26 protein-coding genes, 1 tRNA gene and 1 pseudogene are annotated in these 26356 nt (G+C 63.0%); 7 read left to right on the forward strand and 21 right to left on the reverse strand.

Features of this window, described 5'->3' with window-relative positions:
• The first annotated feature begins 18 nt into the window (after positions 1–18).
• Complete coding sequence (locus NKJ26_RS06855; RefSeq protein WP_352694679.1) at positions 19–1245, forward strand: GNAT family N-acetyltransferase; 1227 nt, start codon at positions 19–21, stop codon at positions 1243–1245.
• A gap of 48 nt (positions 1246–1293) precedes the next feature.
• Here the strand turns inward: NKJ26_RS06855 and NKJ26_RS06860 are convergent, their stop codons facing one another.
• Positions 1294–3546 carry a GumC family protein gene (locus tag NKJ26_RS06860; protein WP_352694681.1) on the reverse strand — a complete coding sequence of 751 codons (2253 nt, stop codon included), beginning with the start codon at positions 3544–3546 and terminating at the stop codon, positions 1294–1296.
• Positions 3547–3803: 257 nt separating this feature from the next.
• Between NKJ26_RS06860 and NKJ26_RS06865 the strand changes: the two genes are divergently transcribed.
• The 4 genes from NKJ26_RS06865 to NKJ26_RS06880 all read left to right on the forward strand — a co-directional run bounded on the left by NKJ26_RS06865 (position 3804) and on the right by NKJ26_RS06880 (position 8383).
• Positions 3804–4367 (forward strand): polysaccharide biosynthesis/export family protein, encoded by a 564-nt coding sequence (locus NKJ26_RS06865; protein ID WP_352602503.1) that lies wholly within the window; start codon positions 3804–3806, stop codon positions 4365–4367.
• 10 nt (positions 4368–4377) lie between these two features.
• Positions 4378–5508 (forward strand): glycosyltransferase family 4 protein, encoded by a 1131-nt coding sequence (locus NKJ26_RS06870; protein WP_352694683.1) that lies wholly within the window; start codon positions 4378–4380, stop codon positions 5506–5508.
• 95 nt (positions 5509–5603) lie between these two features.
• Positions 5604–7139: an undecaprenyl-phosphate glucose phosphotransferase gene (locus NKJ26_RS06875; protein WP_352694685.1), complete on the forward strand. Its 1536-nt coding sequence runs from the start codon at positions 5604–5606 to the stop codon at positions 7137–7139.
• The gene (locus NKJ26_RS06880; protein ID WP_352694687.1) at positions 7136–8383 is read left to right on the forward strand and encodes an O-antigen ligase family protein; all 1248 of its coding nucleotides are present in this window, start codon (positions 7136–7138) and stop codon (positions 8381–8383) included. Before NKJ26_RS06875 ends, NKJ26_RS06880 begins: the two co-directional genes overlap by 4 nt.
• 129 nt (positions 8384–8512) lie before the next feature.
• Here the strand turns inward: NKJ26_RS06880 and NKJ26_RS06885 are convergent, their stop codons facing one another.
• From NKJ26_RS06885 to NKJ26_RS06910, 6 genes are all read right to left on the reverse strand, one after another.
• Positions 8513–9241, reverse strand: a complete 729-nt coding sequence (locus tag NKJ26_RS06885; RefSeq protein ID WP_352694712.1) for an amino acid ABC transporter ATP-binding protein — start codon at positions 9239–9241, stop codon at positions 8513–8515.
• Positions 9242–9273: 32 nt separating this feature from the next.
• On the reverse strand, positions 9274–9948 hold the full coding sequence (locus NKJ26_RS06890; RefSeq protein ID WP_352602511.1) for an amino acid ABC transporter permease: 675 nt from the start codon (positions 9946–9948) through the stop codon (positions 9274–9276).
• The gene (locus NKJ26_RS06895; protein WP_352694690.1) at positions 9945–10616 is read right to left on the reverse strand and encodes an amino acid ABC transporter permease; all 672 of its coding nucleotides are present in this window, start codon (positions 10614–10616) and stop codon (positions 9945–9947) included. The genes NKJ26_RS06890 and NKJ26_RS06895 overlap by 4 nt, the downstream gene beginning before the upstream one ends.
• A gap of 114 nt (positions 10617–10730) precedes the next feature.
• Positions 10731–11519, reverse strand: coding sequence for an ABC transporter substrate-binding protein (locus tag NKJ26_RS06900; RefSeq protein ID WP_352602515.1), 789 nt, complete (start codon positions 11517–11519; stop codon positions 10731–10733).
• 109 nt (positions 11520–11628) lie between these two features.
• On the reverse strand, positions 11629–12792 hold the full coding sequence (locus tag NKJ26_RS06905; protein WP_352694692.1) for a saccharopine dehydrogenase family protein: 1164 nt from the start codon (positions 12790–12792) through the stop codon (positions 11629–11631).
• Entirely contained in the window at positions 12789–13295 is a 507-nt protein-coding gene (locus tag NKJ26_RS06910) for an Lrp/AsnC family transcriptional regulator (RefSeq protein WP_352602519.1), read from the reverse strand. The genes NKJ26_RS06905 and NKJ26_RS06910 overlap by 4 nt, the downstream gene beginning before the upstream one ends.
• Before the next feature lie 457 nt (positions 13296–13752).
• Here NKJ26_RS06910 and NKJ26_RS06915 point away from each other — a divergent pair.
• A tRNA-Pro gene (locus tag NKJ26_RS06915) sits at positions 13753–13829 on the forward strand.
• Positions 13830–13911: 82 nt separating this feature from the next.
• On the opposite strand, the gene NKJ26_RS06920 is transcribed toward NKJ26_RS06915, so the two are convergent.
• The 9 genes from NKJ26_RS06920 to NKJ26_RS06960 all read right to left on the reverse strand — a co-directional run bounded on the left by NKJ26_RS06920 (position 13912) and on the right by NKJ26_RS06960 (position 19941).
• A complete protein-coding gene (locus tag NKJ26_RS06920; protein WP_352694694.1) occupies positions 13912–14373 on the reverse strand; it encodes a YbaK/EbsC family protein in 462 nt (153 codons plus the stop codon).
• A 167-nt stretch (positions 14374–14540) separates the two neighbouring features.
• On the reverse strand, positions 14541–14825 hold the full coding sequence (locus NKJ26_RS06925) for a helix-turn-helix domain-containing protein (RefSeq protein ID WP_352694695.1): 285 nt from the start codon (positions 14823–14825) through the stop codon (positions 14541–14543).
• 377 nt (positions 14826–15202) lie between these two features.
• Positions 15203–15505, reverse strand: a complete 303-nt coding sequence (locus NKJ26_RS06930) for a hypothetical protein (RefSeq protein ID WP_027028029.1) — start codon at positions 15503–15505, stop codon at positions 15203–15205.
• An 82-nt stretch (positions 15506–15587) separates the two neighbouring features.
• Positions 15588–16127: a MerR family transcriptional regulator gene (locus NKJ26_RS06935; RefSeq protein ID WP_027028028.1), complete on the reverse strand. Its 540-nt coding sequence runs from the start codon at positions 16125–16127 to the stop codon at positions 15588–15590.
• Between the two features lie 131 nt (positions 16128–16258).
• Positions 16259–16582 (reverse strand): integration host factor subunit alpha, encoded by a 324-nt coding sequence (locus NKJ26_RS06940; RefSeq protein ID WP_027028027.1) that lies wholly within the window; start codon positions 16580–16582, stop codon positions 16259–16261.
• 100 nt (positions 16583–16682) lie between these two features.
• The gene (locus NKJ26_RS06945; RefSeq protein WP_352694696.1) at positions 16683–17654 is read right to left on the reverse strand and encodes a beta-ketoacyl-ACP synthase III; all 972 of its coding nucleotides are present in this window, start codon (positions 17652–17654) and stop codon (positions 16683–16685) included.
• A 9-nt stretch (positions 17655–17663) separates the two neighbouring features.
• Complete coding sequence (gene plsX, locus NKJ26_RS06950; protein ID WP_352602528.1) at positions 17664–18734, reverse strand: phosphate acyltransferase PlsX; 1071 nt, start codon at positions 18732–18734, stop codon at positions 17664–17666.
• Between the two features lie 113 nt (positions 18735–18847).
• The gene (locus NKJ26_RS06955) at positions 18848–19396 is read right to left on the reverse strand and encodes a DUF177 domain-containing protein (RefSeq protein ID WP_352694697.1); all 549 of its coding nucleotides are present in this window, start codon (positions 19394–19396) and stop codon (positions 18848–18850) included.
• Positions 19393–19941 carry a ubiquinol-cytochrome C chaperone family protein gene (locus tag NKJ26_RS06960; RefSeq protein WP_352694698.1) on the reverse strand — a complete coding sequence of 183 codons (549 nt, stop codon included), beginning with the start codon at positions 19939–19941 and terminating at the stop codon, positions 19393–19395. Before NKJ26_RS06960 ends, NKJ26_RS06955 begins: the two co-directional genes overlap by 4 nt.
• Before the next feature lie 113 nt (positions 19942–20054).
• Between NKJ26_RS06960 and NKJ26_RS06965 the strand changes: the two genes are divergently transcribed.
• Complete coding sequence (locus NKJ26_RS06965; protein WP_352602534.1) at positions 20055–20570, forward strand: outer membrane protein assembly factor BamE; 516 nt, start codon at positions 20055–20057, stop codon at positions 20568–20570.
• Between the two features lie 263 nt (positions 20571–20833).
• On the opposite strand, the gene NKJ26_RS06970 is transcribed toward NKJ26_RS06965, so the two are convergent.
• The 5 genes and pseudogenes from NKJ26_RS06970 to NKJ26_RS06990 all read right to left on the reverse strand — a co-directional run.
• Positions 20834–22975 carry a sodium-translocating pyrophosphatase gene (locus NKJ26_RS06970; RefSeq protein ID WP_352694699.1) on the reverse strand — a complete coding sequence of 714 codons (2142 nt, stop codon included), beginning with the start codon at positions 22973–22975 and terminating at the stop codon, positions 20834–20836.
• A gap of 184 nt (positions 22976–23159) precedes the next feature.
• Complete coding sequence (locus NKJ26_RS06975; RefSeq protein ID WP_352694700.1) at positions 23160–24131, reverse strand: glycosyltransferase family 2 protein; 972 nt, start codon at positions 24129–24131, stop codon at positions 23160–23162.
• A gap of 139 nt (positions 24132–24270) precedes the next feature.
• Positions 24271–25020, reverse strand: a complete 750-nt coding sequence (locus NKJ26_RS06980) for an ABC transporter permease (protein WP_352694701.1) — start codon at positions 25018–25020, stop codon at positions 24271–24273.
• Positions 25017–25955, reverse strand: a complete 939-nt coding sequence (locus NKJ26_RS06985; RefSeq protein ID WP_352694702.1) for an ABC transporter ATP-binding protein — start codon at positions 25953–25955, stop codon at positions 25017–25019. The genes NKJ26_RS06980 and NKJ26_RS06985 overlap by 4 nt, the downstream gene beginning before the upstream one ends.
• Positions 25952–26290 (reverse strand): annotated as a pseudogene (locus NKJ26_RS06990) (ABC transporter permease subunit); the annotation flags it as partial. The pseudogene NKJ26_RS06990 and the gene NKJ26_RS06985, both read right to left, overlap by 4 nt.
• Between the last annotated feature and the right edge of the window lie 66 nt (positions 26291–26356).

Here is a 26356-nt window from a genome sequence, read left to right on the forward strand (position 1 = left end):
AGCCTTAAGGATTGAGGTATGGTTGACGCCACGGCGCCATTTGACGGCAATCGTGTCGCCGCAACGGAAGCTTCGCCACGTGCCCTGACGAAGGATGCGGCGGGATCGACGGTGTCCGTCGCGGCCGCAGAAGGCCTCGCGGCCTATGCAGGTTTCTGTCGCTCGGCGCTCCACGCGCCGGCACAGAGCGCCGCATGGATCCAGAACTGGGCCGCACAGATCAAGCCGGACGCGCTCGTGGCGACGCTCAGACTCGAAGGCCGGCCGGTTTTCGCGCTGGCGCTGGAGGTTGTCCGTCGCGGTCCGTTCCGGGTCGCCCGCTTCATGGGCGACCGCCACGCCAATGGCAATTTCGTCGCCGCCGATCCGCAATGGCTGGCCGGAGCTGATATCGCGGCCATTCGAACGATGCCGGCAGCCATTGCCAGAGCCCGTCCCGACATCGATCTCGTCGCGCTCGAAAGATTGCTGCCCGACCTCGAAGGCGTTGCCAATCCGCTGGCATCTTTTCCGCATTTTTCCAGCCCCAATCTGTCGCTGGCCGTCGATCTGGCGGGCGGCTTCGACGCGCTGCTCTCCCGCGCCAGCGGCAAGCGCAAGCGCAAGAAACACCGTTCGCAGATCCGAAAGTTCGAGGCCGTCGGCAGCTATCGGCGCATCGAAGCCGCTACCCCCGACGAGGTGAACAGGCTGCTCGATGCCTTTTTCGAGATGAAGGAATTCCGTTTCCGCAAGATGGGCATCGCCAACGTCTTCGGCGACGATCAGACGCGTGCCTTCTTCCGGGCGCTGTTCACGCAGGCGCTTGCCGAGGACAGGCCCTCTTTCGTCCTGCACGGACTGGAGGTTGCCGGCAAGCTGCGTGCCATCACCGGGTCAAGCCGTTCCGGCAAGCGCCTGATCTGCGAGTTCGGGGCGATCGCCGAGGACGATCTCGCTCACACCAGCCCGGGCGATTTCCTGTTCTTCGACAATATCCAGGAAGCCTGCGAAACCGGTTTCGCCGTCTATGATTTCTCCGTCGGCGACGAGTCCTACAAGCGATTGTGGTGCGATATCGAAACGCAGCATTTCGAGGTGCTGGTCCCGCTGACGCCGAAGGGCCGCGCACTGGCGCTGACGCTTCGCCAAGGGGGGCGGCTGAAAGCCTTCGTCAAGAACAGCCCGACGATCTGGAAGCTGACCAAAATGCTGCGCCGCAGGACGGCCGGGCAGACCACGCCCACGGGCGAGGATCAGGGCTAACCCGGCTGGGGACCTGAGGTTTTCGGGAATTCGCCCAGTCGATAGATCTCAGGCAGCGGAGCGCCGTCCCGGCACCGGGGTTCCCGGCGGTTGGTGGCCGACCGGCGTCACCAATGTCAGGTCGGGATAGCCGCTTTCGATCAGCTTGACCGCGGCCTGCGTCACCTCATCGTCCGGTTCCAGCATGGAGAGGAACACCTCGGTGGCATCGCCACCCAGACGGCTGATGCCTTGCGCGTCCGCTGGCCCGCACTCGACCACGACCAGATCATAGGCGGTGGTCAGCGATTGCATGATGATCGGCAGCCGGTCGGCGGCGCGCATGGCGCGGACGGGATCGGCGGTGCCGACGGGAATGACATGGCAGTCGGAATAGAGATCGGCATGGATCACGTCGCTGAACTGCGCCTGCGAGGCGAGCAGATTGGTGATGCCGGGGAACAGACCGCTGTCCAGCATCGGCCGCGAAGCGGCGCCCGAGGCGGTGAGGTCGAGCAGCAGGACGCGCAGGCCGGCATCGGAAACCTCGCGTGCCACCAGGATCGCCGACGCCGCGGCCTCGTCGCCTTCTGGCGAAACGAATATCGCGCGCGAGGCTCCGCTGGCGATCAGCTTTTCCGCAGCGTTCTCGACGTCGATCTCGCCCAGCACCGAGCGCGGCGGACGGGCCACAGCGACAGGCTCTGGTTCCGACTCGGCGACAGGCGCGGGTTCGTCAATGGACTCTGGCTCGGCGGGGGGCCCGGCGACAGGCTGCGGCCGAGCGGCAATGTCCGGCTCCGCAATCATTGGAGTTCGCGCCTCCTCGGTGGCACGATCATAGAACTCATCGGCGACCGCCGGCTCCTGTCGGGCCGCCGCGGGCATCGCCACCTCGTCGATGGGCTCAAAGCGAGCACCGGTGGCCGGGCGCATGGCGCGGCCAGAAAACAGCTCCCGCAGCAGCGTCGCCACCGCCATCAAAAGCAGCGAAGCGACAAAGGCGGCACCGACGATCGGCAGTATCTTCGGAAAATATGGTTCGGAGGGGACGACGGCCCGCGAAAACACACGGGCATCGACCGGCAGGTAGTTGCGGTCCTTGCGCGACGAAGCTTCGCGGAAGCGTGTCAGATAGGATTCGAGCAGCTGGCGCTGGGCGGTCGCTTCGCGCTGTAGCGCATCGAGTTCGACCTGCTGCTCGCCAGCGTGCGCCGAAGCGGCCTTGAGCGTGTTGACGTCCGCGACCAGCTGATTCTCGCGCGCCTGCGCCGTCTGCGCCTGCGTCATCAACCCTTTCATCAACTTTTCCGCTTCGTTGCGGATCTGGCCGTCGAGATCGGCAAGTTGCGATCTCAGTGCCCGGATGCGCGGGTGATTGTCGAGCAAGGTGGTGGAAAGATCGGCAATATTGGCCCTGAGCTCGACCTGCCGTTCGCGCAGGCGCTGGATCAGGTCCGACGACAACACCTCAGGAACCGAATCCAAAGAGCCGCCATTCTGCAACGCCTTGCGCACGCTGTCGGCGGTTGCTTCCGCGGCGGCGCGATTGGCGCGCACCTTCGACAGTTCGCTCGAGAGTTCCGAAAGCTGCTGGGTGGCCAGCACCGAATTGTTGCCGCCCATCAAGAGGTCGGACTGCGAGCGGTAGTCGGCGACCTTGGCCTCGGCATCCTTGACCCGCTGAGACAGGTCGGCGATTTCGGGAGCCAGCCAATCGGTCGCCGCCGAATTCGATTCGAGCTTGGCGTCGCCCTGGACGGAGATATAGGTCTCGGCGATGGCGTTGGGGATGTCGGCCGCGAGCCTGGGGTTCTCGGATGAGAACTCGATGACGATGACGCGAGACTTTTCAACACGATAGACGTTGAGCTTCTCGCGCATCTTCTTCAGTACGCGCTCTTCCGGTGGAATCTCGCTTGGATCGCTCTTCAGGCCCGCGATGACGAGCAGCCGGCTCAGCGCCGACATATTCTGCGTCTCGTCGAATTCGGCCAATTTCGACAGGCTGAGCTTCTGCGCCACCTGCTTGAGAATGTCGGTGGAGGAGATGACCTCGACTTGGCTGGTCACGCCTTCCTCGTCGAGGATCGGCTTGTCGTTGTCATTGGTGCCGTCGGGGCGCGTGAAGACAGATTCGCGGGTTTCGATCAGCAGCCTCGTCTCGGCCTTGTAGTGCGGCGTGGCAAGCCAAGCCAGCGCGAATGCCACGCCGGTGACGATCAACGAGACGACGAGGATGCGCAGGAAGTTCCTCGCCAGGCTGGCGAAGAGCTGCCTGAGATCGATGTCGACGTCGGCGGCCGCGGACTGAACGGACATGCATCCCTACTCCGAAACTGGGTCAGGATGCACCGTAAACAACTATGGTAACTCAGCGGTTAAGATCACGGTAAGAGTCCGTTAGGCTTTACTGGCGGGCGACAAATAAGCAAATCGAAATCGTAAAACCATCGCCGGTTCTGGCCGTATCAGCCGCCGCCTTTACCGGCCATTAACCCTAACAGGATGATAACGGACCTCGATCTCAGATGTTTGCCGCGACGCAGCAGCGGCCAGCCGAAGGTACGTATCCGGTCATGAAGAGCACTGCTTCCCTATTTCGCGCGCTGCTTGCCGTATCGATGCTCGCCGGCTGTTCAAGCTACCGGCCGACGCCGGCGGCTTTCCACGAGGTGCTCGACCAGCCCTACCGCCTCGGCGCCGGCGACCGTGTCCGCGTCACCGTGTTCGAGCAGGACGGACTGACCAACACCTACAGTGTCGACCAGTCCGGTTATCTCTCGTTCCCGCTCGTCGGCTCCATACCGGCGCGCGGCCACACCGCGCAGCAGATGGAAAAACAGATCGCCGACAAACTGCGGCAAGGGTATTTGCGCGATCCCGACGTTTCGGTAGAGATCGACCGCTACCGGCCGATCTTCGTCATGGGCGAAGTGGGCGCTGCCGGCCAATATTCCTACGTCCCGGGCCTGACGGTGCAGAAGGCCATCGCCATAGCCGGCGGCTTCACGCCGCGCGCCAACCAGGAAAGCGTCGACATCACCCGCGACATCAACGGCAAGGTGATGACCGGCCGCGTGGTCACCTCCGACCCGCTGCTGCCCGGAGATACGGTGTACGTCCGCGAACGCCTGTTCTGACTGATACCACGTGGCGGACAAGCTCAGGATCGTCCACTGCTTTCGTTCACCCGTCGGAGGAATCTTCCGGCATGTGCGCGACCTGACCGAGGCGCAGGTCGCCGCCGGACATTCGGTCGGCATCGTGTGCGATTCGACCACCGGTGGCGAATTCGAGGAGCGCCTGTTCGAACGGATGAAGGACGTGCTGTCGCTCGGCATCCATCGTACGCCGATGCAGCGTCATGTCGGGCCGGGTGACGCGGCGTCGGCGTGGCGTACCTACAGGATCATCAAGGAATTGCGGCCGGACGTGTTGCACGGGCATGGCGCCAAGGGTGGCGCCTATGCCCGTTTGTTCGGCTCACTGTTGCGGGTATCAAGGTCTCGCGTAGCCCGCCTTTATTCGCCGCATGGCGGCTCCCTTCACTATGACGAAAGCACGGCAACCGGAAAACTGTTCTTCGCCCTCGAGCGCTTCATGGCCCGTTTCACCGATTGCCTGCTGTTCGTCTCCGACTATGAGCGGGGCACATATCGCCGGAAGGTGGGCGAGCCGCCCGTCCCCAATGCGCTGGTCTATAACGGCCTGCGCGCCGCCGAGTTCGAGCCGGTGACCATGGGACCCGAGGCGGCCGACCTGCTCTACATCGGCATGATGCGCGACCTGAAAGGGCCCGACATATTCATCGACGCCCTGGCTGCCGCCGGCCCCCGGCTCGGTCGCGCGCTGACCGCGGTGATGGTCGGCGACGGCGACGACCTGCCGCGCTACCACGGGCAGGTAAAGCGCCTTGGCCTCGAGGGCCACGTCCGCTTTCTGCCGCCAATGCCTGCCAGGGAAGCCTTCGCGCTGGCAGGGCTCGTCGTCGTTCCCTCGCGCGCCGAGGCCATGCCCTATATCGTCCTGGAGACGCTTGCCGCGGGAAAGCCGATGATCGCCACTTCCGTCGGCGGCATACCCGAGATTTTCGGCGCCGGCTCCCCTGCCCTGATCCGGCCCGACCCGGCCGAACTCACCGACAAGATGAGCCAGGCGCTGGCCGATCCTGCCGCCTATCGCAAACTCATGCCCGATGCCGCCAGCCTTGAGGCGCGTTTTGGCGCCGACGTGATGGCCGCGGAGATCGAGAAGGCCTACTTCGCCGCGCTCGACAGGTAGATCCAAGCCCCAGGCCGATCCAAAGCCACCTGTTGTTTCAAGGGTTTCTTAGCTCTCTTTTGCTATTCACCGCAGCGAAGCCTGCGGAAAGCCCCATGAACGAGATCGATCCCGCGCACCGCTTTTCAGCAGAGGCGGTGCGTAAATTCGACGGCCCGGCCGGAGGCGACGCGCCCGGCGGCATGAACGATATCGCCCGCCAGGTCGCGTCGCAGTATCGGCGCGATACGATGTCGCCGATCATGGTGAGCGGCGTCCTGCGCATGGTCGAGTTCGGCTTGCTGTTCCTGTCCGGCCTTGCCGTCTATTTCCATTTTGTCGGGTTCTTCAACTATCTGGCCTGGCAATATCCGCTGACGATCGCCGCCGCGTCGTTCCTGGCGGTGATACTGCTTGATGTCTCGGACTGTTTTCAGGTCGTCTCCCTTATGCGGCCGATCGCCAATTTCGGCCGCATCCTGCTGGTCTGGGCCGGTACCTTCGCGCTGATGGCGTTGACCGCCTTCGCCATGAAGATGTCCGAGGACTATTCACGCCTGCTGTTCGGCACCTGGTTCGTCGTCGGCTTCGTTCTCCTCTTTGGCCTCAGGCTGGTGATGTCGAAGCTGATCCGGCGCTGGGCGCGCGACGGCCGCATGGAACGGCGCGCCGTCATCGTGGGAGGCGGCAAGGCGGCGGAAGTCCTGATCCGCTCCGTGGAGAAGCAGCCCTACAACGACATCCGAATCTGCGGCATCTTCGATGACCGCAGCGACAAGCGCTCGCCGCCCATTGTCGCCGGCTACCCCAAGCTCGGCACGATTTCCGAACTGATCGAGTTCGCCCGCATCGCTCGCATCGACATGCTGATCGTGTCGCTGCCGCTGACTGCGGAATCGCGCGTGCTGCAGCTGTTGAAAAAGCTTTGGGTACTGCCGGTCGATATCCGGCTGTCGGCGCATTCGAACGCACTGCAGTTCCGCCCGCGTGCCTATTCCTACATCGGCGCGGTGCCGATGCTCGACATTTTCGACAAGCCGATCAACGACTGGGATTCGGTCGCCAAGCGCGCCTTCGACATCGTCTTCAGCGTCATCGGCATCGTCGTGTTCTCACCCGTGATGCTCGCCACGGCAATCGCCATCAAGCTCGACAGCAAGGGTCCGGTGCTGTTTCGCCAGAAGCGGCACGGCTTCAACAACGAGGTGATCGAGGTCTACAAGTTCCGCTCGATGTATGCCGACAGGTCTGACCCGACCGCCAAGCAGACGGTGACCAAGAACGACCCGCGCGTCACCCGCGTCGGCCGCTTCATCCGCAAGACCTCGATCGACGAACTGCCGCAGTTCTTCAACTCGCTGCTGGGTTCGCTGTCGCTGGTCGGTCCACGCCCGCACGCGATCGCCGCGCAATCGCACAACCTCCTCTACAACGAGGTGGTCGACGGCTATTTCGCCCGCCACAAGGTCAAGCCCGGCGTCACCGGCTGGGCGCAGATCAACGGCTGGCGCGGCGAGATGGACACCAACGAGAAGATCCGCATGCGGACGGAATACGACCTCTATTACATCGAGAACTGGTCGCTGCTGTTCGACTTGCGGATCCTGTTCCTGACGCCGGTCCGGCTGCTCAACACGGAAAACGCCTATTGAGCGCAATGGTCCATGAGGTGCCGCGCGCGGCGGTCAACGCCAAGCTGATCGCGTTGGTCACTTCCGGGGCGGTCGGGCTTGGCATCCTGCTGTCCGGCTTCGTCATCAGCGAGCCGGCGCCCTATGAAATCTACATGGCCGGGCTCATCGCCATCTGGGCGCTTTTCGGCTTGCGGATTTCACGTGCGGCGGCGCCGCTGCTGGTGCTGCTGGTGACGATGAACATCGGCGGCATGATCTCCATGACGCAGATGGCGGATCTCGCTTTCACTCCGCTTTATCTCTCAGTATCGCTGTTTCTCGCCTTCAGCGCAGTGTTCTTCGCGTCCGTCACCGCAACGCAGCCAAGCCTCTACCGGTTGATCTTCATTGCCTATGTCGTCTCGGCCGTGACGACCTCGCTGCTCGGCATAGCGGGCTACTTCCATGCCTTTCCCGGCGCCGAAATGTTCACCAAATACGACCGCGCCGCCGGCGCCTTCCAGGACCCGAACGTGTTCGGTCCCTTTCTGGTACTGCCCGGCATCTATCTGCTCTATTTGCTCCTGACAGGTCCGGTCTCGCGCATGCCGCTGCTGGCGGTGCCGCTGCTGATCATCACATCCGGCATCTTCTTTTCCTTCTCGCGCGGCGCCTGGGGCATGTTCGCCGTTTCGGCGATCCTGCTCACCGGATGCCTGTTCCTGCAGAGCGCCAGCGGCATGTTCCGGCTGCGCGTGGTGATCATGACCGTCGCCGCGCTGTCACTGCTGGCCATCGCCATCATCGTCATCCTGCAACTGCCTGGGGTGGCGGAGATGTTCTCCAGCCGCGCCCATCTTGAACAGAGCTACGACACCGCCCGCCTCGGCCGCTTCGCCCGCTACGCGATCGGTTTCCAGATGGCGATGGAGCATCCGTTCGGCATCGGGCCGCTGGTCTTCGGCAAGACTTTCGGCGAGGACACGCACGACATCTGGCTGAAAATGCTGATGGATTACGGCTGGCTCGGCTTCGTGTCGTTCCTGACGCTCGTCGTCTGGACGGTATCGGCCGGATTCCGCATCCTGCTACGCGACCGGCCATGGCAGCCTTATCTCTTGTGCGCCTATGTCGCCTTCGTCGGCAATGTCGGGCTCGGCACCTTCATCGACATCGATCACTGGCGCCATGTCTATCTGCTGCTCGGTTTGATCTGGGGTGCCATAGCGCTGGAATATAGCCATCAACGGCAGTTGCGATCGGCCTTAGCCACAACCGTCTGACGTTTCCGCCTTTGCATAACAGCGCGGACAGCACTCGTCTCGGAGACCGAAAGCAGGGCTGCTTCTGGCTCACTTTGCTCGTTGCGATGGACGAGGCGAACGCCGGCGGCCAGATGCTCGCGTTTCGATCTAATGCCGCAGGATCTTGCTCAGGAAGGCGCGGCTGCGATCGGTCTTCGGGTGGGAAAAGAACTCGTCGGGCGTGCCACTCTCGACGATGGCGCCGGCATCCATGAACACCACGCGCTGGGCGACCTTGCGGGCAAAGCCCATTTCGTGGGTCACCACCATCATGGTCATGCCTTCCTCGGCGACCGCGACCATGACGTCGAGCACTTCCGAGATCATCTCGGGATCGAGCGCCGAGGTCGGCTCGTCGAACAGCATGATCTTGGGGCGCATGCCGAGGCAGCGCGCGATCGCCACGCGCTGCTGCTGGCCGCCCGAAAGCTGCGAGGGATAGGCATTGACCTTGTCGGCAAGGCCGACCTTGGCCAGCAACTCGCGCCCGGCCTTCTCGGCCTCGGCGCGCGGGATCTTGCGCACATGGATCGGCGCCAGAGTGACGTTCTCGAGCGCTGTCTTGTGCGGATAGAGGTTGAACGACTGGAAGACGAAGCCGATCTCAGTGCGCAGCCCCGTCATGTTGGTGGCAGGGTCGCCGAGGCGCTGGCCGTCGACCACCAGATCGCCGTCCTTGATCGTCTCCAGCCCGTTGATGCAGCGGATCAAGGTGCTCTTGCCCGAACCGCTTGGGCCGCAGACGACGACCACTTCGCGCCGCTCGACGCTGAGGGTGATGTCCTTCAGCACATTCAGCGCGCCGAACCATTTGTTGACGCCGCGAAACTCGATCATGCCGGTGCGACCTTTGGGTTCGAGAGATGACTTCATAGTTGCACCTCGCCATGGGCCGCACCCATGCGGCGCTCCAGCCGGCGGGCAAGCATGATCAGCGGATAACAGACGACGAAATAGCCGAGGCCGACCAGGAAGAAGACCAGCAGGCCGTTCGGCACACGCTGCACCACCAACCAGCCGACACGAGTGAGATCGGTGAGCCCGATGGCCGAGACCACCGAGGAATCCTTGATCAGCAGCACATACTGGCCGACCAGCGGCGGCAGCACGATGCGCATCGCCTGCGGCAGCACCACCTGGCGCATCCGCTGCCAGCGCGACAGGCCGGACGCCAGCGCTGCCTCGACCTGGCCTGATGGCACGGAGCGAATGCCGGCGGCGACGATCTCGCAGATGAAGCAGGCAGCCAGATTGGTCAGCGCGATGATACCGGCGGTGAAGGCGTCGAGTTCGATGCCCAGTTCCGGCAGGATGAAGAAGATCAGGAATATCTGCACCAGAAACGGCGTGCCGCGGATCAGGTCGACCCAGGCGCCGATCATGCTGCCGATCAGCTTGTTGCCGCCGGTCCGCAGAATGCCGAGGCCGAAGCCGAGCAAGGTGCCCAGCACCAGGCTGATGAGCGACAGCACCACCGTCATGCCGAGGCCGCGCAAGGCTAGCGGATAGCTGCCGGCGAGGCTTTGCAATTGCTGCCAGATCATGTCCGCGCCCCCGCCGAGCCGAGCCAGCGGCTGGACAGGAGAGCCAATCCCTTGAGGCCGTAGTAGAGCAGCAAATAGAAGGCAGCGATGGTGAGAAACCCTTCCGCCGGCATGAAGCGGTCGGAGGCGAGCAATTGGCCGGCGCGCGTCAGTTCGGCGACCGAGATCAGCGACAGCAGTGCCGAATCCTTGACCAGCACGATCGCCTGTCCGAGCAGCGGCGGGATCGTCACCTTGAACGCTTGCGGCAGGACGACAAGGCGCATGCGCTGGACGTAGGTCATGCCCGAAGCGACGCTCGCCTCGACCTGGCCGCGCGGGATCGACAGGATGCCGGCACGTATGATTTCAGCGATATAGGCGCCGCTGTTCAGCGACAGCGCGAGGATACCGACGACCAGTTCGGGTAGCACGAAGCCGAGCCGCGGCAGGCCGAAATAGAGGAAATAGAGCTGCGCCAGCAAGGGCGTAGCGCGCACGGCATCGATGTAGGCCTTGGCCGGCGTGCGAAACAGCCAGGCGCGCTGCAAATTCATGGCGCACAGCACGATGCCGACGGCAAGCGCGCCGACAAAGGAGAGCGCCGACAGCCAGACGGTCGTGATCAGGCCCTGCCCGAACAGAGGCAGATATTCGACAATGGTGCGGAAACTGAAATTCTCAAGCATGGGCGTGAATGGCGGGTAGGGAATAGTGAGTAGTGAGTAGTGAGTAGTGAGTAGGCAGGCGGATCCGGAATTCCCTGTTCACTACTCACTAATTCACTACTCACTAATGCCTAATCAGTGATCTTTCTTCCAGGCGTCGGAATTGACCCAGTAGTCGAGGTTCTTCTGCAGGCGGCCGTCGATGCTGACCTGGTCGAGGAACAGGTTCATCCAGACCAGCAGGTCCGGCTCGTCATAGCGGGTGGCGAAGGCAAGCGGTTCCTTCGACAGCAGATCCGGCATGATGGTGAACGTGCCGGCCGGATAGGCGGTGGACTGGCCTTTGACCGCCGAGACGTCGTTGACGCCGCAATCGGCCTGGCCATTGTTGACAGCGTCGAGCAGCAGCGGGCCGCCGCCCTTGTAGCTCTTGATGTCGGCATCGGCGAAGGCTGTCTTGGCCTCCTTTTCGCCGGTGGCGCCGAGCAGCACGGCGATCTTGGTGCCCTTGGCCTTGCAATCCTCGGTGGTTTTGAACTTGCTGTCGGCCTTGGTGAAGACAGTGCTGCCCGTATACATGTAAGGTTTGGTGAAGGCGACCTTCATGCCGCGCGCCAGCGTCGGCGTCATGTCGGCGACCAGCAGGTCGGCCTTGCCCGACAACAGCGCCGGGATCAGGCCGTCCCAGTCGAAGTCGAGGAAGGTGATCTTGACGCCCATCTCCTTGGCCATCAGTTCGGCAAGTTCAACCGAACTGCCGGTGCGCTCGCCATTGGCGCCGACCAACGAGAAGGGGGGGCCCTGTGTCTGCACGGCGACGCGCAATTCGCCGCGCTTGGTGATGTCGTCGAGCGTTCCGGCACTGGCGGCAGTGGTGAGTCCGGCAAGCGCAAGTCCGGCGATGAAAAGTCTGGCAATCTTCATTTTGGCATTCCTCCCTGTTGTCGTTGTTGTTTTGCCCGCGGGTTCCCTTGGGCTCCTTTTTTGAGCGGTGGCGCCGTTGCCGGCGGCCACCGTTCGAAAATCTGTCTCCTCAGTTCCAGGTCACCGTTTCGGCAACCTTGATGCCGCGCATGGCCAACTCGTCGAAAAAGCGGCCATCGGGCACATGCAGCAGCGGATTGAGCAGGCCGGCTTTGGCGATTTCGCGCCGCGCGAGCATCCGCGCCACAATGCTGGCGGGATAGCCGACGCCGAGGCTCATGCCGAACAGACCCGAAGTCAGGTCGCGTTCGATGATGAGGTCCGACGTAACCGTCTTGCCGCGGCCGCCTTCGAGGCCGGAAAAGACATTGCGCATCACGCAGAGATCCTTTTCGCCGGGGCCATATTGCAGTTGCGGCCCAAGCAGCCGGCCGAGGAATTCGCGCGGACTGACAGTGGTGCCGGCAACATGGTCTTCCGACAGAAAGCCGAGTTCCTTCAGCGGCGCCCAGAATGCCGACCATCCCGGCCAGCGCAGCGTATAGCGGCCGGAGCGCCGCAACCCCTTGGCGGCAGCCAGCATCTCGACGTAATGCAGCGCATCGCCATTGGGGAAGGCTTCGAGCTTGCCGAGGCCGGCGACGTCGATCTCGTGGATGAAAGGATTATTGTGCTGGCGGGCGGCGGGCACGGCGACGCGTTTCCCGTCTTCGATCATCACGCTGTCGCGGTTCTGGCTGACCAGAACCATGTCGAAGTTCCAGCTAACCTTGTAGCACAGCGGCTTGGCCATCGCCTTCGGTTCGGGAATGCCGCCGCAATAGGAATCGATCGAAGAAATGCTGTCGAACTGCCTTGCGGCGCGCGCGTAGAGCACAAGGTCGATGCCGGGGTCGAGCCCGCATTCGGTCATGATCGAAACACCAGCCGCTTCAGCGGCGGGAGCGAGGTCGGCGATGGCCTTACCGTAATTGGTGGTGACCAGCGGCGTGCGCGTTGCGATCGCCGCCAGAACCGCCTCCCGCATGAGCGGCTGCGGCAGCAGGTCGATGACGGCGTCGACACCCTTCAGGGCATTGGCAATCGCCGTGCCGATCGCGCCCTCAGGGACGACGAAGCGCACGCGGGCCAGGTCGGTCAGGCCGCCAAGCCGGGCTGCTCCATCGGGGGCGGTATCGACGCAGACGACTTCTTCGACGCCGTCGCTGGCGACAAGATCGGCGATCGCCGCCCGGCCTTGCAGGCCGAGGCCGCCAAGAACCGCGATCTTCATGCCGGCTCCTTGCGCGCGATGTCTTCCGACCAGCAACCTTCCGGCAGGTTCACCCATTTGTTGCAGGAAGCCATGACGACGAAGGTCTCGCTGCGCACGACTTCTCCTGGAATGCCCGCGCCAGGAATCAATTCGCTTGTGATGCGGTAGAGATCGGCGACATCGCCGGCCACGGTCACATCGACGATGATGTCGAAGCGCCCGGTGACGACGGAGGCCGAGTTGACGAACGGCAGTTCGGAAATGCGCTGGGCAAGTTCGCGAGCGCGACCGCGCCCTTGCGCATTGATACCGACGATGGCCGAGATCAGTTCAGGGCGCTCGGTGAGGTTCAGCAGCCCGACGATCTTGAGCAGGTTGCGCTCGAGCAGGTTGTGCAGCCGCATGCGCGCCGTCGGCACCGAGATCGCCATCTTCTCGGCAAGGCGATTGACGCCAAGCTGCGCATCCTGCGACAGCAATTTGACCAGTCGCCGGTCGGTCTGATCGAGGTGTTCCCGCAAAAGTTGAGGCTTTCACAAAAGAGAATAATCTGGCGGTTTTCTTTCTGATATGAAAAATACCTTGCGGCCATTCTTTTATAAAAGCAAGAGGTGCCCCTGAATTGCGCGGACGCTTGATTCTTTTCCTCCGTGAAGCACTGCATCGGTGCGCACACCGGTCCTCTGGTCCTCGCCCGGGAACGCAAGCAGATATTCGACCCCGTTCGCGTTCGTCCGCGGGCTTGGAGACGCCGCCGCTGGTGAATATCGGCGCCATGGCAGAATTCCTGATTCCTTGCGCTTCAGGCGCGTCAAGGCAGCTAACAAGTCCACTCCCCGCGCTTGGAACACAGCCTGGACCTCCGGTGTGATTTTCGGTCACCAAAGGCCCACCGGACCGCTTTGCTCCAATTTCGAGGATTTTGTCCGATTGGCCCCTTGCGCCGGAACCGTTGAGAATATAGGGCTTTCCGCGGTCCGGAGTGTAGCGCAGCCCGGTAGCGCACTTGACTGGGGGTCAAGGGGTCGTCGGTTCGAATCCGGCCACTCCGACCATTTCAAAGCAGGACTTGCCCCCGAAGTCCGCCTTGGCCAGGTCAGCCAAAGGTCAAATTGCAGCGTTGGTTCACGGCCCTGTTTAACCCTGGCAAACGTCGACCCATTCGGCCCCGGTAAGCTCGACCATGCGCTGCGGCGCGATCCGCACGGCGGCGTTGGTGGCACCTGCCGCGGGCACGACCTCATCGAATTCGCGCAGCGAGACGTCGCAGTAGACCGGCAGCGGCGCCGGCAGGCCGAATGGGCAGACACCGCCGACCGGATGGCTCGTTGCTTCGACGACTTCCGCGGCGTCCAGCATGCGCGGCTTGCCGCCGAACTGGTCCTTGAACTTGCGGTTGTCCAGCCTGGCGATGCCGCTGGTCACGACCAGCATGGCACGGTCGCCGATGCGAAGGCAGATCGTCTTGGCGATCTGCGCCGGGAGCACGCCATGCGCCTCGGCCGCCAGCGCCACTGTCGCCGAACTCGCTTCCGTGACGATGACCTCGATATCGGGCGCGTGGACGGCGAAGAAGGCGCGAACGGATTCCAGGCTCATATCGAAATCTCCGGTACAAACGCGACCAGACATGATGGCAGGCGCCCGCGCCTATAAACACGTCCCGTTCACGAATCGGCAAGCCCGGCCGGCGGCAGATCGCCGCGACATCAACAAGAAACCCGCCAAGCGTGGCTTGGCGGGTTTCGGGCATGCTTGGTGCTGATCTATGCCAGGGATCGACCTTGGCCGGCGGGTGTACGCACCGCCGAAACAACGAGGGCCTCCTGGGGAAGCCGAAGCGCGGACGCGATACGACGCAGCTTCGACGGATCGGCGGCCCTGCCGTTCTCGATGTCCTCAATCTCGTCGACCGCAAGGCCGCACGTCAGCGAAAGCTCTTCCATGCTGTAGCCGCGGGTTTCCCGCATCGCTCTGAGGGTGCTGTAATCTGGCCCGAGCTCACTGGCTAATGGTTCGGAGAGGGCGTCGTTTTTTGCGTTGTGGGGCATTGGCAACTCCGTGGGCTAAAAGAGTTTGATCAAATGAGGTGTTGCCTGAGACGATCGGGAAGATGCCTGCTCGCCGGCGATTTGCCAAGCACCAAACGGGGCGTCACGCTATCGTGAACCAGACGTCATGCGCGGCCGTCTCGGGCACATCGTTCCGGTCAAGTTGTTTGAACGACCGGACACGCTTTTGCCAGGCGGTTTCGGCCCTGCTTAGCCCGACGTCGCTGGCGTGAGAACCATCCGGTTCGAGCCAACTCTTCCGGAAGGATCCATGCAATGAGCTTCAAGAGATTTCCAGCCTGCCGCTGGCGGTTTGGTCAGCGCGCAGGCGGCGAACGCGGTGCACGTGGATGTGACGCGCTTTAAAACGTTGTCCTTCAGCGCCGGCTGAACAGCAGACTGGCGACCAGACCAACCACCACAAGGCCGACCGCGGCAGCCACCGCTGGATGATCCCGTGCCGATTTCTCGATCACCCTGCCTTTTTTGCGGATCACCGGCATGGCATCCCGCAGGCGCCCCGCAAGATCGGAATATGCATCGAACGCGGCATCGCGACCGTCTTCATAGTAGGCACCGCCGCGCCTCGACATAGCCTTCTTCAAGGCCGCCAAGTCCCTGGAGAGGGTCGCGACCTGCTTTTCCAGATCAATTTCCGGGAGAGTAGAATACGACGCCATAGTGCGTTTCCTCCATACAGAAGGAAACCTAACGCCTCACCCGAAGGCGGGTTCCGGTTCTGGAGACGTCAATATGCTGCGGTCAGCGCACCTGATCGAGCAGGCGCTTGCATTCCAGGAGATCGAACAGCGCCTCCTGCAGCAACGCGCGATTGTCGCGCGAGAGTTTCGATGCGTCCGGCGGAACCGGACCTTCCTCGTCGCTCTTGCCCAGGCCGAAAAAGCGGCGGCTGGGCTTGACCCGCGGCTGACCGACCAGCTCGTCATCCATGCCGCGCGGCTGCGCCGCCGGCGTGAGCGGCACTTGATCGGCCTGCTTTCGCTGTGAAATCGCCTCGACGGCGGCCATGTCACCATTGCCGATGGCGACCAGGAAATGATTGCCGTTTTCGCGCAGCAGTTTCTGCACGCCCTTGATGGTGTAGCCCTGATCGTAGAGCATGTGGCGAATGCCCTTGATCAGTTCGACATCCTGCGGCCGGTAATAACGGCGGCCGCCGCCGCGCTTCATCGGCTTGATCTGGTTGAAGCGCGTTTCCCAGAAACGCAGCACATGCTGCGGCAGGTCAAGGTCTTCGGCGACCTCGCTGATGGTGCGGAAGGCGTCAGGGCTCTTGTCCATGGGCGAAATCCTCACGCTGGACGATGATCCGGCTTACCCCGCCGAATCGCGTCTTATTTCAGCGGTTTGTGAAGCAATATTCAAGCCCCGCGTCATGACAAGCACGGTTTTCAACCGCACAGTGAGCGCTGCTACTTGCTGCCCTTGGCCTTGTTGTTCTGGTGAGACCGCAAAATGCGGTTCTTCAGCACGTTCGACGACTTGAAGGTCATCACCCGGCGCGGCAGGATCGGCACCTCTTCACCGGTCTTGGGATTGCGTCCGATGCGCTCATTCTTGGAGCGCACGTGGAATGTCGCGAAAGACGACAGTTTCACCGTCTCGCCGCGAACGATCGCCTCGCAGATTTCGTCCAGCACCGCTTCGACCAGTTCGGCGGATTCAGTGCGTGACAGACCGACCTTTCGGTAAACGGCCTCGGCAAGGTCGGCGCGCGTAAGTGTCTTTCCCCCCATGCGACCGTCCCATCAGCTCAAACATAAAATCTACACAACAACGGCAGAGCCTAAGTAATTGATCCGGCAAGGTCAAGGACCGAACCGGACAGTTCGGCACTTACCAGCGAACCAGAACCGCGCCCCAGGTGAAGCCGCCGCCCATCGCTTCCAGCAGCACGAGATCGCCTTTCTTGATGCGGCCGTCGTCGACGGCTACCGAAAGCGCCAGCGGCACGGAAGCAGCCGAGGTGTTACCGTGCAAATCGACCGTAACCACCACTTTCTGCTCTGCTATCCCGAGCTTCTTGGCGGAAGCGTCAATAATCCGTTTATTGGCCTGATGCGGCACGAACCAGTCAAGATCCTCGGCGGTGATGCCGGCGGTTGAGAACGTCGCCTCGATCACGTCGGTGATCATTCCGACCGCATGCTTGAACACTTCGCGGCCCTCCATCCGGAGTTGGCCGACCGTTCCCGTCGTCGATGGCCCGCCATCAACGAAAAGCTTGTCCTTGTGCGCACCGTCGGAGCGCAGGCTGGCCGCCAGAACGCCCCGGTCGGCGATCGCGCCGATCCCCTCGCCTGCTTCCAGGATCAGGGCGCCGGCGCCGTCGCCGAACAGCACGCAGGTCGAGCGGTCGCTCCAGTCGAGAATGCGCGAGAATGTTTCCGAACCGATCACCAGCACGCGTTTGGCCAGACCGCCGCGGATATAGAGATCGGCTGTCGTCACGGCATAGACGAAGCCCGAGCACACAGCCTGCATGTCGAAGGCGAAGCCGTGATGCATGCCAAGCCGGTTCTGGATTTCGACAGCGGTAGCCGGAAAAGTGTTGTTGGGTGTCGACGTCGCCAGCACGATCAGATCGATATCGTCCGGCGTCAGTCCCGCATTGGCAAGGGCGGCGCGGGCCGCGGCCTCACCCAGGGAAGCCGTCGTCTCGTCGTCGCCAGCAATATGGCGCTGGCGGATGCCGGTGCGCTGGGCGATCCACTCGTCCGAGGTTTCGACCATGCCTTCGAAATCGGCATTCTTCATGATGCGGCGGGGCAGCGCGGCGCCCGTGCCGCGCACGACTGATCTGATCAAAGTTCTTTCCTATTCCTTTGCGTCGCTGACGACGTCGGATTTCCTAGATGTCAGGGCGTGCGGATTGCGCGCATGAAACAGGTCCAGGTCGGCCTCGATGCGGTCGAGCAGATTGTTGCGCACCATATCGTAGCCGAGTTCGATAGCGGCGGCGAACCCGTCCGAATCAGCGCCGCCATGGCTCTTCACCACAATGCCGTTCAGCCCCAGGAAAACGCCGCCGTTGGAGCGGCCGACATCCATCTTTTCGCGCAGGCGATCGAAGGCGCCCTTGGCAAAGATATAGCCGATCCTGGCCATCAATGTCCGGCTCATCGCCGCGCGCAGGTAGCCGCCGATCTGGCGAACCGTGCCTTCCGCCGTCTTCAGCGCGATGTTGCCGGCAAAACCCTCGGTGACGACGACGTCGACGACGCCCTTGCCGATGTCGTCGCCCTCGACGAAGCCGTGATAGTTCATCGAGGCCATGTTGGCCTCGCGCAACATGCGCCCGGCCTCCTTGACCTCTTCCTGACCCTTGATCTCCTCGACGCCGACATTGAGCAGGCCGACACTGGGCCGCGCGACGCCGAAGACCGAGCGCGCCATGCCCGTGCCGAGAATGGCAAAATCGATAAGCTGGTGGGCATCGGCGCCAATGGTGGCGCCAACGTCCAGCACCACGGTTTCGCCGCGCAGTGTCGGCCACAGTGCCGCGATCGCCGGACGATCTATGGTCGCCATGGTGCGCAGGCAGAATTTCGACATCGCCATCAAGGCGCCGGTGTTGCCGGCGGAGATGCAGGCGTCCGCCGCGCCCGACTTGACCGCTTCGACCGCCTTCCACATCGACGACTTCCAGCGGCCATGGCGCAGCGCCTGGCTCGGCTTGTCGTCCATCCGGACCGCCACCTCACAGTGAAAGAAGTCGCTGACTTCGGCCAGCTTGGGAAACTTGGCCAGTTCAGGACGCACCAACTCTTCACGCCCATAGATGACGAAGCGGATGTCGGGCCGGCGAGTCGCGACTGTCACGAGAGCCGGAATGACCACGGCTGGTCCGTGATCGCCACCCATGGCATCGATGGAAATCCTGATCACGCGGTATTCATCTCACGGTTAGGCGGCAGGTCGCTTTAGCGATCGCAAAGGTTCGGCGAAAATAGCGGTTTTGGGCTGTCGCACAACCGACTTTTCCGTCGCGGCCGAGGTTTTCAGGATTTTCCCAGCAAGGATCGCAGTTTTTGCTGAAATTCATTCTCCGCCGGTTCGGTCTCGCCGCCGGCATCCAGCGACGCGCCCGATTTGCGCGGATAGGGATCGATCGCCAGTCCGAAAAACTGTTCGGCGAGCGCCCCGACATCGACGGTGTCGCCGGAAAATGTCTCGGGACTGTCCGGTCCGTCCGCGTCGAGCAGGATTTCGCCGCCGCCTTCGAATCCCTGTCGTCCAAGCTTGGAGTCCTCGGGCAGCAACAGCGCCTCGACCGACTCGTCGATATGCGCCTCGACGGGATCGAGCGTAACGATGCAGGCCTGGATGACGTCGGCCTCGACACGGCCGCTGATCTTCACGCCGTTGCGCTTCCAGGGCACCACCAGCAGGTCGGCGCGATAGGCTTCGACCGAGAGCAGCCCGTGCTCGCCGGCGAGCGCCGCGCGCTGCGCGGCGTCGGCCTCGATCGTCACCGACAGCCCTTTCTGCGGCAGGCGGGCAACATTCGCGAAAAAGGATACCGGACTCTGCGGATCGGCATGTTTCATCGGGCGGCCTCCCTGGGAAGTGGAAATGCCGCGGTTCCGGACGCGATCGATTCGGTCGGCTGCGCGGCCAATTGGCGGCGGGCATCGACGACATAGTCGGCGAGTTGCGATGCTTCCGGCCAGGTGCCGGCATCGGGCCGGACATTGCGGGCAAGTGCCGCGGTGAGTCCGTCAACGTCGTTTCTTTCCAACGCGTCGTCATAGGCGGCGGTCCGGCCGTAAAACATCTTCGCCAGCTTTTTCATGCGTTTGGGCACGCCGACGTCGCCGATGCCCAACTCACGCAGCGAATGATCGACGTCGAGGAAGAACTCGTCGATCAGCACCTGCGCAACCTCCTGCGCCACGCCGCTTTCACGGCGCAAGCGATGCTGGAACAAGAACATATGCAACGAGAGCATCTCGAAACGGCCGAGCGGCGTGTCCGGCACATTCCAGTGGGAATAAAAAACAGTCTGCCGCGCCGCCGCCACGATTTGTGCGTAAAGCGCGTCGGTGATGGCGCGGTTGGCGTGGCGTTCGCGGCCAAAAAGGCGCTGAAACATGGGGATGGTCTCCGGGGACCTTTTGTTGAGTTGGCCTTGTTGCATCGGCAAGCAAGCTGGTTTACCGGTTTTGCGGCCCAGCGCAAGTTGCGGCGAATAATGGAGAATTGTTGTTGCGCGCGCTGAATTTCAAGTCGACCTTCGCTTCCAGGCCCGTCGGCGCGATATCGCTGCTGCTCGTCGTTTCGGCGCTCTCGGCATGCCATACCAACAAGATGATCGGCGATCTCAGTCCGAGCGAGACGCTGACGCAAGGGTATGTCATCGACCAGCAGGCTGTCGATTCGGTGCCCGTCGGTTCGAGCCGCGAGCAGGTGCTTCTGGCTCTGGGCACCCCCTCCACCACGGCCACATTCGACAATGAGGCGTTTTATTACATCTCGCAGACGCGCAAGCGCTATGTCGCCTTCGACAAGCCGAGGCTCATCGACCAGAAGGTGCTGGCTGTCTATTTCGGGCCCGACAGTCGCGTCACCCAGATCGCCAAATATGGCCTGAAGGACGGCAAGATGTTCGATTTCATCTCGCGCACCACGCCGACCGGCGGCAAGGACCAGAACTTCCTCAGCCAGATCATCAACGGCGCCAGCAAGCTGGCGCCCGGCATCCCCGGCGGCGGCACTCCCTGATCATCAGACCTTGCTTCCCTGCGGGGGAGCAGCAATATCTCAGGCGACCAAAAACCCGTGGGAGAGATCCTGCGGGTTTTTGTTTCCCGGCCCTTCGCTCACGGCAAGAAACCGGCCGGAAACTGCCGCCGTTGCTTGCAGATGACAACTGCGTGGACTGGTTCCATTAGACCGGCAAAGAAGGCCGTTGTCGGATCAAATCTTCTGCAACAAAAACCCGCGGGATCGCTCCCGCAGGTTTTGTTTTCGAGCGCGTGCCTTGATCAGCCGTGCGCGAGCACGGCCAGCAGCAGGAGCGCGACGATGTTGGTGATCTTGATCGCCGGATTGACGGCCGGGCCGGCCGTGTCCTTGTAGGGATCGCCGACCGTGTCGCCGGTCACCGAGGCCTTGTGCGCCTCGGAGCCCTTCATGTGCTTGACCCCGTCCTTGTCGACGAAACCGTCCTCGAACGATTTTTTCGCATTGTCCCAGGCGCCGCCGCCCGAGGTCATCGAGATGGCGACGAACAGGCCGTTGACGATGACGCCGAGCAGGGACGCACCGAGAGCCGCAAAGGCGGATGCCTTCGAGCCCGAGATCAACAGCACGCCGAAATAGACGACGAGCGGCGCCAGCACCGGCAGCAGCGACGGGATGATCATTTCCCGGATCGCCGCCTTGGTCAGCAGGTCGACCGCGCGGGCATAGTTCGGCTTGGAGGTGCCGGCCATGATGCCGGGATCGTCGCGGAACTGCTTGCGCACCTCCTCGACGATGGCGCCGGCGGCGCGGCCGACGGCCGTCATGGCGATGCCGCCGAACAGGTAAGGGATGAGGCCGCCGAAGATCAGGCCGGCGACCACGTAAGGATTGGAGAGGTCGAAGGAGACCTCGCCCATGCCCTGGAAGTAGGGATATTTGTCGCCATTGGCGGCAAAGAACTTCAGGTCGTTCGAGTATGCCGCAAACAGCACCAGCGCGCCGAGCCCGGCCGAGCCGATGGCATAGCCCTTGGTTACCGCCTTGGTGGTGTTGCCGACCGCGTCGAGCGCGTCGGTGGAGTGACGCACTTCCTTGGGCAGGCCGGCCATCTCGGCAATGCCGCCGGCATTGTCGGTGACCGGACCGAAGGCGTCGAGCGCGACGATCATGCCGGCAAGGCCGAGCATGGTGGTGACGGCGATCGCCGTGCCGTAAAGGCCGGCGAGCTGATAGGTCGAAATGATGCCTCCGACGATGACGATGGCCGGCAGCGCCGTCGATTCCAGCGAGACCGCGAGGCCCTGGATGACGTTGGTGCCGTGCCCGGTGACCGACGCCTGGGCGATCGAGTTGACCGGGCGTTTGTTGGTGCCGGTGTAGTATTCGGTGATCACCACAATCAAGCCAGTCACCAGCAGGCCGATGAGGCCGCAGATGAACAGGTTCTTGCCGGTGACGATCATGCCAGCGACGGTGCCGACCTCGCCCCAGCCGAGCGTCGCCGACGTGGCCACGCCGAGGCCGACGATCGACAACAGGCCGGTGACGATCAGGCCTTTGTAAAGCGCGCCCATGATCGAGCCGTTGGAACCGAGCTTGACGAAGAAGGTGCCGACGATCGAGGTCAGGATGCAGGCGCCGCAGATGGCGAGGGGATAGAGCATCGCCGCACCGAGGACGGCGGTGCCGCCGAAGAAGATGGCGCCCAGCACCATGGTGGCGACGACGGTGACCGCATAGGTTTCGAACAGGTCGGCGGCCATACCGGCGCAGTCGCCGACATTATCGCCGACATTATCGGCGATGGTGGCCGGGTTGCGCGGATCGTCCTCGGGAATACCGGCTTCGACCTTGCCGACCAGGTCGCCGCCGACATCGGCACCCTTGGTGAAGATGCCGCCGCCAAGACGGGCGAAGATCGAGATCAGCGAAGCGCCGAAGCCAAGCGCGACGAGCGAATCGATGACGATGCGGTCATCGGGCTGAAGGCCCAGGAAGTGGGTCAGGATGAGGTAATAGATCGAGACGCCAAGCAGCGCCAGGCCCGCCACCAGCATGCCGGTGATGGCGCCCGACTTGAAGGCGATGTCGAGACCGGCGGCGAGGCTGTTGGAAGCAGCCTGCGCGGTGCGCACATTGGCTCGCACCGAGACATGCATGCCGATGAAGCCGGCGGCGCCCGACAGCACGGCGCCGATCAGGAAGCCGACCGCGGCGGTGATCGAAAGCAGCCACCAGGCGAGCACGAGCACAACCACGCCGACGATGGCGATGGTGGTGTACTGACGCGCCAGATAGGCTTGCGCCCCTTCGCGGATGGCGGCGGAGATTTCCTGCATGCGTGCATTGCCCTGATCGGCCGCGAGGACCGAACGTGTCGCCCAGATGGCGTAAAGGACAGAAAGCAGGCCGCAGGCGATGACGGCGGAAATAATTGTCATTGCCGGATTTTCCTCGATTGATGGCCCAAAAGAACCCCTCCCTGGGCCGTTGAGACAAAGACCGGATCCGCGCGCGGAATCCACCTCTTCGTAGCGGTGTATGCGAAACAGGGCTGCGAACGTCAAGATATTGTTCGGTTTTTGCCCGGCTTTCGCCGCATTGCTTTCGTGCAAACCGATTGAATTAGACTTGAGCCGGACGTGCGCCGTCGTTGAAGGGCTTGTCTCCGCCCCGAAAGCGCAGACGCTCTGCGGTCAACCACCGTGCGACCTGCTCATCAGTCGGCCTAGTCAGATCACATGGAATGCCTGTGAACATCGCTGTCTTGCTGAATCTCGATGCTTTGAAGAGCTTGGGCGTGGAGTGCTCGCCACATTTACCGATGTAGCGGGCATGGCAGGCGAATGTCGTGACGCGTACTTCGCCGCGTTCAAGGCAACCTATCCAGCGCGCTGCGTCCTGGCTGCTGACTACTTTGTGCCAGCCGCGTGCGGCGTAGAAGGCATCTATCGCCTTGTGGTTCCGTCGGGAGTAGTCGCAGTCGCCTAGGAGTTCGAGATATTGCTTGCGGAACGGCCGCTCGGCCAGCCATGCGCGGCGGGTGAGCGCGGCGCCCCAGTTCTCGTGCATTGGGATGAGATCGCCTGCCCGGTGTCGCTGATCCCGCCGGCTGGCCCAGAAGTCACCATAGGCAGAGACATAGGCGATGCGCTGGTCGCACTCGGCGATATCGAGGAGTTGGCCGATGACGCCAAGGTAGTTGCCAGAAAGGACCAGGTCGTCCTCAAGAAACAGTGCCTTTTCCGCCTGGACATCCTCGAACAGATGACGCTCGGCGCGTTCGTAATTCAGCGCTATGCCGAGGTTTTCCGGTGCCTCGACCACATCTCCCCAAGGGATCATGCCCCGAAAGATCGAAACGCATCGTGCTATCAGCTCGGGACTGCCTTTCTGGCGGCCGCTCCACCGATTCCAGCCGCCGTCCTGAAACAGCAATATCCGATCCTGCTCGTTGACCTGCGGACGAAGGCTGGCGAGCACCTGGCGCAGATAGTCGGGCCTGTTGAACGACAGTATGGCGATGGGAAAGCCGGCTGGACGCGCCGACCCTGCCTGGCCAGAGCGCCCGAAGCCAAGGCGTGATAGCCAGCCCATATCCCAATGCTCCCCAATTAGACCTACTTGTACTCAGGTCATGGAATAACCCTTTGCGAACCCAAGCACCATAACGGGCTTCACGCCGGGCTTTCGGACATCGGCACTAAACGCGACCTGGGATATCCCAGGTCGAAGGCTACTCCGCCTCCCTGCCCATGCGTCGCGCGGCATAGCGTTCGACCGCCGACAGGCCGTCATAGATCAGCACGGCAAGGGCTGCCACGATCAGCCCGCCCTGCAGGATGAAGGCGAGGTTGTTGGACAGCAGGCCGGCGATGATCACCTCGCCCAGCGTCCTGGCGGCCACGGTCGAGCCGATAGTGGCGGTGGCCAGGCTGATCACCACCGAGAGCCGGATACCGCCGAGGATGATCGGCGCGCTGAGCGGCAGTTCGACCTTGGTGAGCCTTTGCCAGCCTGTCATGCCGGCGCCGCGCGCCGCCTCGACCACGTTGGCGGGCAGCGTCGTCAGCCCGGTCAGCGCGTTCTCGAAAATCGGCAGCAGACCATAGAGAAACAGCGCGATCAGCGTCGGCTTCTCGCCGAAACCGACAGCCGGCACGGCGAGCGCCAGCACCGCCACCGGCGGAAAGGTCTGGCCGATATTGACCAGGCTGCGCGACAGCGGCAGGAATTCGGCGCCGGCTGGCCTGGTCACCAGGATCGCCAGGGCCACGGCGACGATGGTGGCCGCGATCGTGGCGACCAGAACGGTTCTGAGATGCAGCAATGTCAGCGTCAGCAGACTGCCTTGATTGTAGATCGCCGGCGCATTGTTCTCGGTCAGCGGTTTCAGCAGCGGTTCGAACCAGCCGGGACTGGTGACGAAGGCAACGAGCAGCACCACTAGGACAAGCCTGAGCAGCGAAGGCAGCCAGGCCTTCATGCCGGCCTCGCCGCGCGCTTGACCAGCCCGTCCACGGTGACGCGGCCGATCGGCTTGCCGTCCGTGCCTTTCACCGGCAGTGCCGGCCGGCCCGACCACAACAGCTCGGCCAGCGCGTCGCGCTGGCTGGCATCGCCGGGGATTGCTTCGCCTTCGGCGGAACCCTTCTCGACCGCATCGCGCACCCTTCCAAGCGACAGCAGCCGGAACGGCCTTTCGCTGGCGCCGACCAGCGTTTCGACAAAGGCGCTGGCAGGCTTTGCCAGGATCTCGGCCGGCTTGGCATATTGCACGAGCTTGCCGGCATCCATCACCGCGATCTTGTCGCCCATGTGCACGGCCTCTTCCATGTCGTGGGTGACAAGGATGATGGTGGTGCCGAAGCGCTTCTGGATCGCCAGCAGATCTTCCTGCGCCTTGGTGCGGATGATCGGATCGAGCGCGCCGAACGGCTCGTCCATCAGCAGCACGTTGGGCTCGGCGGCAAGCGCGCGCGCAACGCCGACGCGCTGCTGCTGGCCGCCGGAGAGTTCGTGCGGATAGCGCGGCCCGAACGCTTCGGGATCGAGCTGGTAAAGCGTCATCAATTCGTCGACGCGAGCCTTGATACGGGCCTTGTCCCAGCCGAGCAGCACCGGCACGGTGGCGATGTTCTGCGCTACGGTGCGATGCGGGAACAGGCCGTGGCCCTGGATGGCATAGCCGATGCTGCGGCGCAGTTCGTAACCGGGCAACGAGCGGTTGTCGGCACCGTCGAGCTTGATGATGCCGGCGGTCGGCTCGACCAGCCGGTTGATCATCCGAAGCAGCGTCGTCTTGCCTGATCCAGACGTGCCGACGATGACTGCGATGGTGCGCGGCTCTATGACCATCGAGACATCATCGACCACCGTCGTCGTATCATAGCGCTTGGTGATGCCTTCGATCTCGATCATGCCGTTTCAACCCTGCGCTTGGTGGCGGTCATCTCGATTACCGCATCGAGCACAATGGCGGCGCAGAAAGCGAGCGCCACAGTCGGTACCGCGCCGAGCAGCACCAGATCCATCGCCGTCTGGCCGACGCCCTGGAAGACGAACACGCCAAAGCCGCCGCCGCCGATAAGGGCCGCAATGGTGGCAAGGCCGATATTCTGCACCAGAACGATGCGGATGCCGGTGAGGATGACGGGAAATGCCAGGGGAAATTCGACGTCGAACAGGCGCTGCCTGTCGGTCATCCCCATGCCGCGGGCCCCGGAGATTGGGGCGCGCCGGCCACCCGCCGGGCCGCCCCCGGGGGTTGGCCGGGGGGGGTTTAACAAAATGGGCGGGCGGCCGACTTTAGGGGGTTGGTG

The sequence above is a fragment of the Mesorhizobium sp. M0152 genome, assembly GCF_040322415.1.
Classification (GTDB): domain Bacteria; phylum Pseudomonadota; class Alphaproteobacteria; order Rhizobiales; family Rhizobiaceae; genus Mesorhizobium.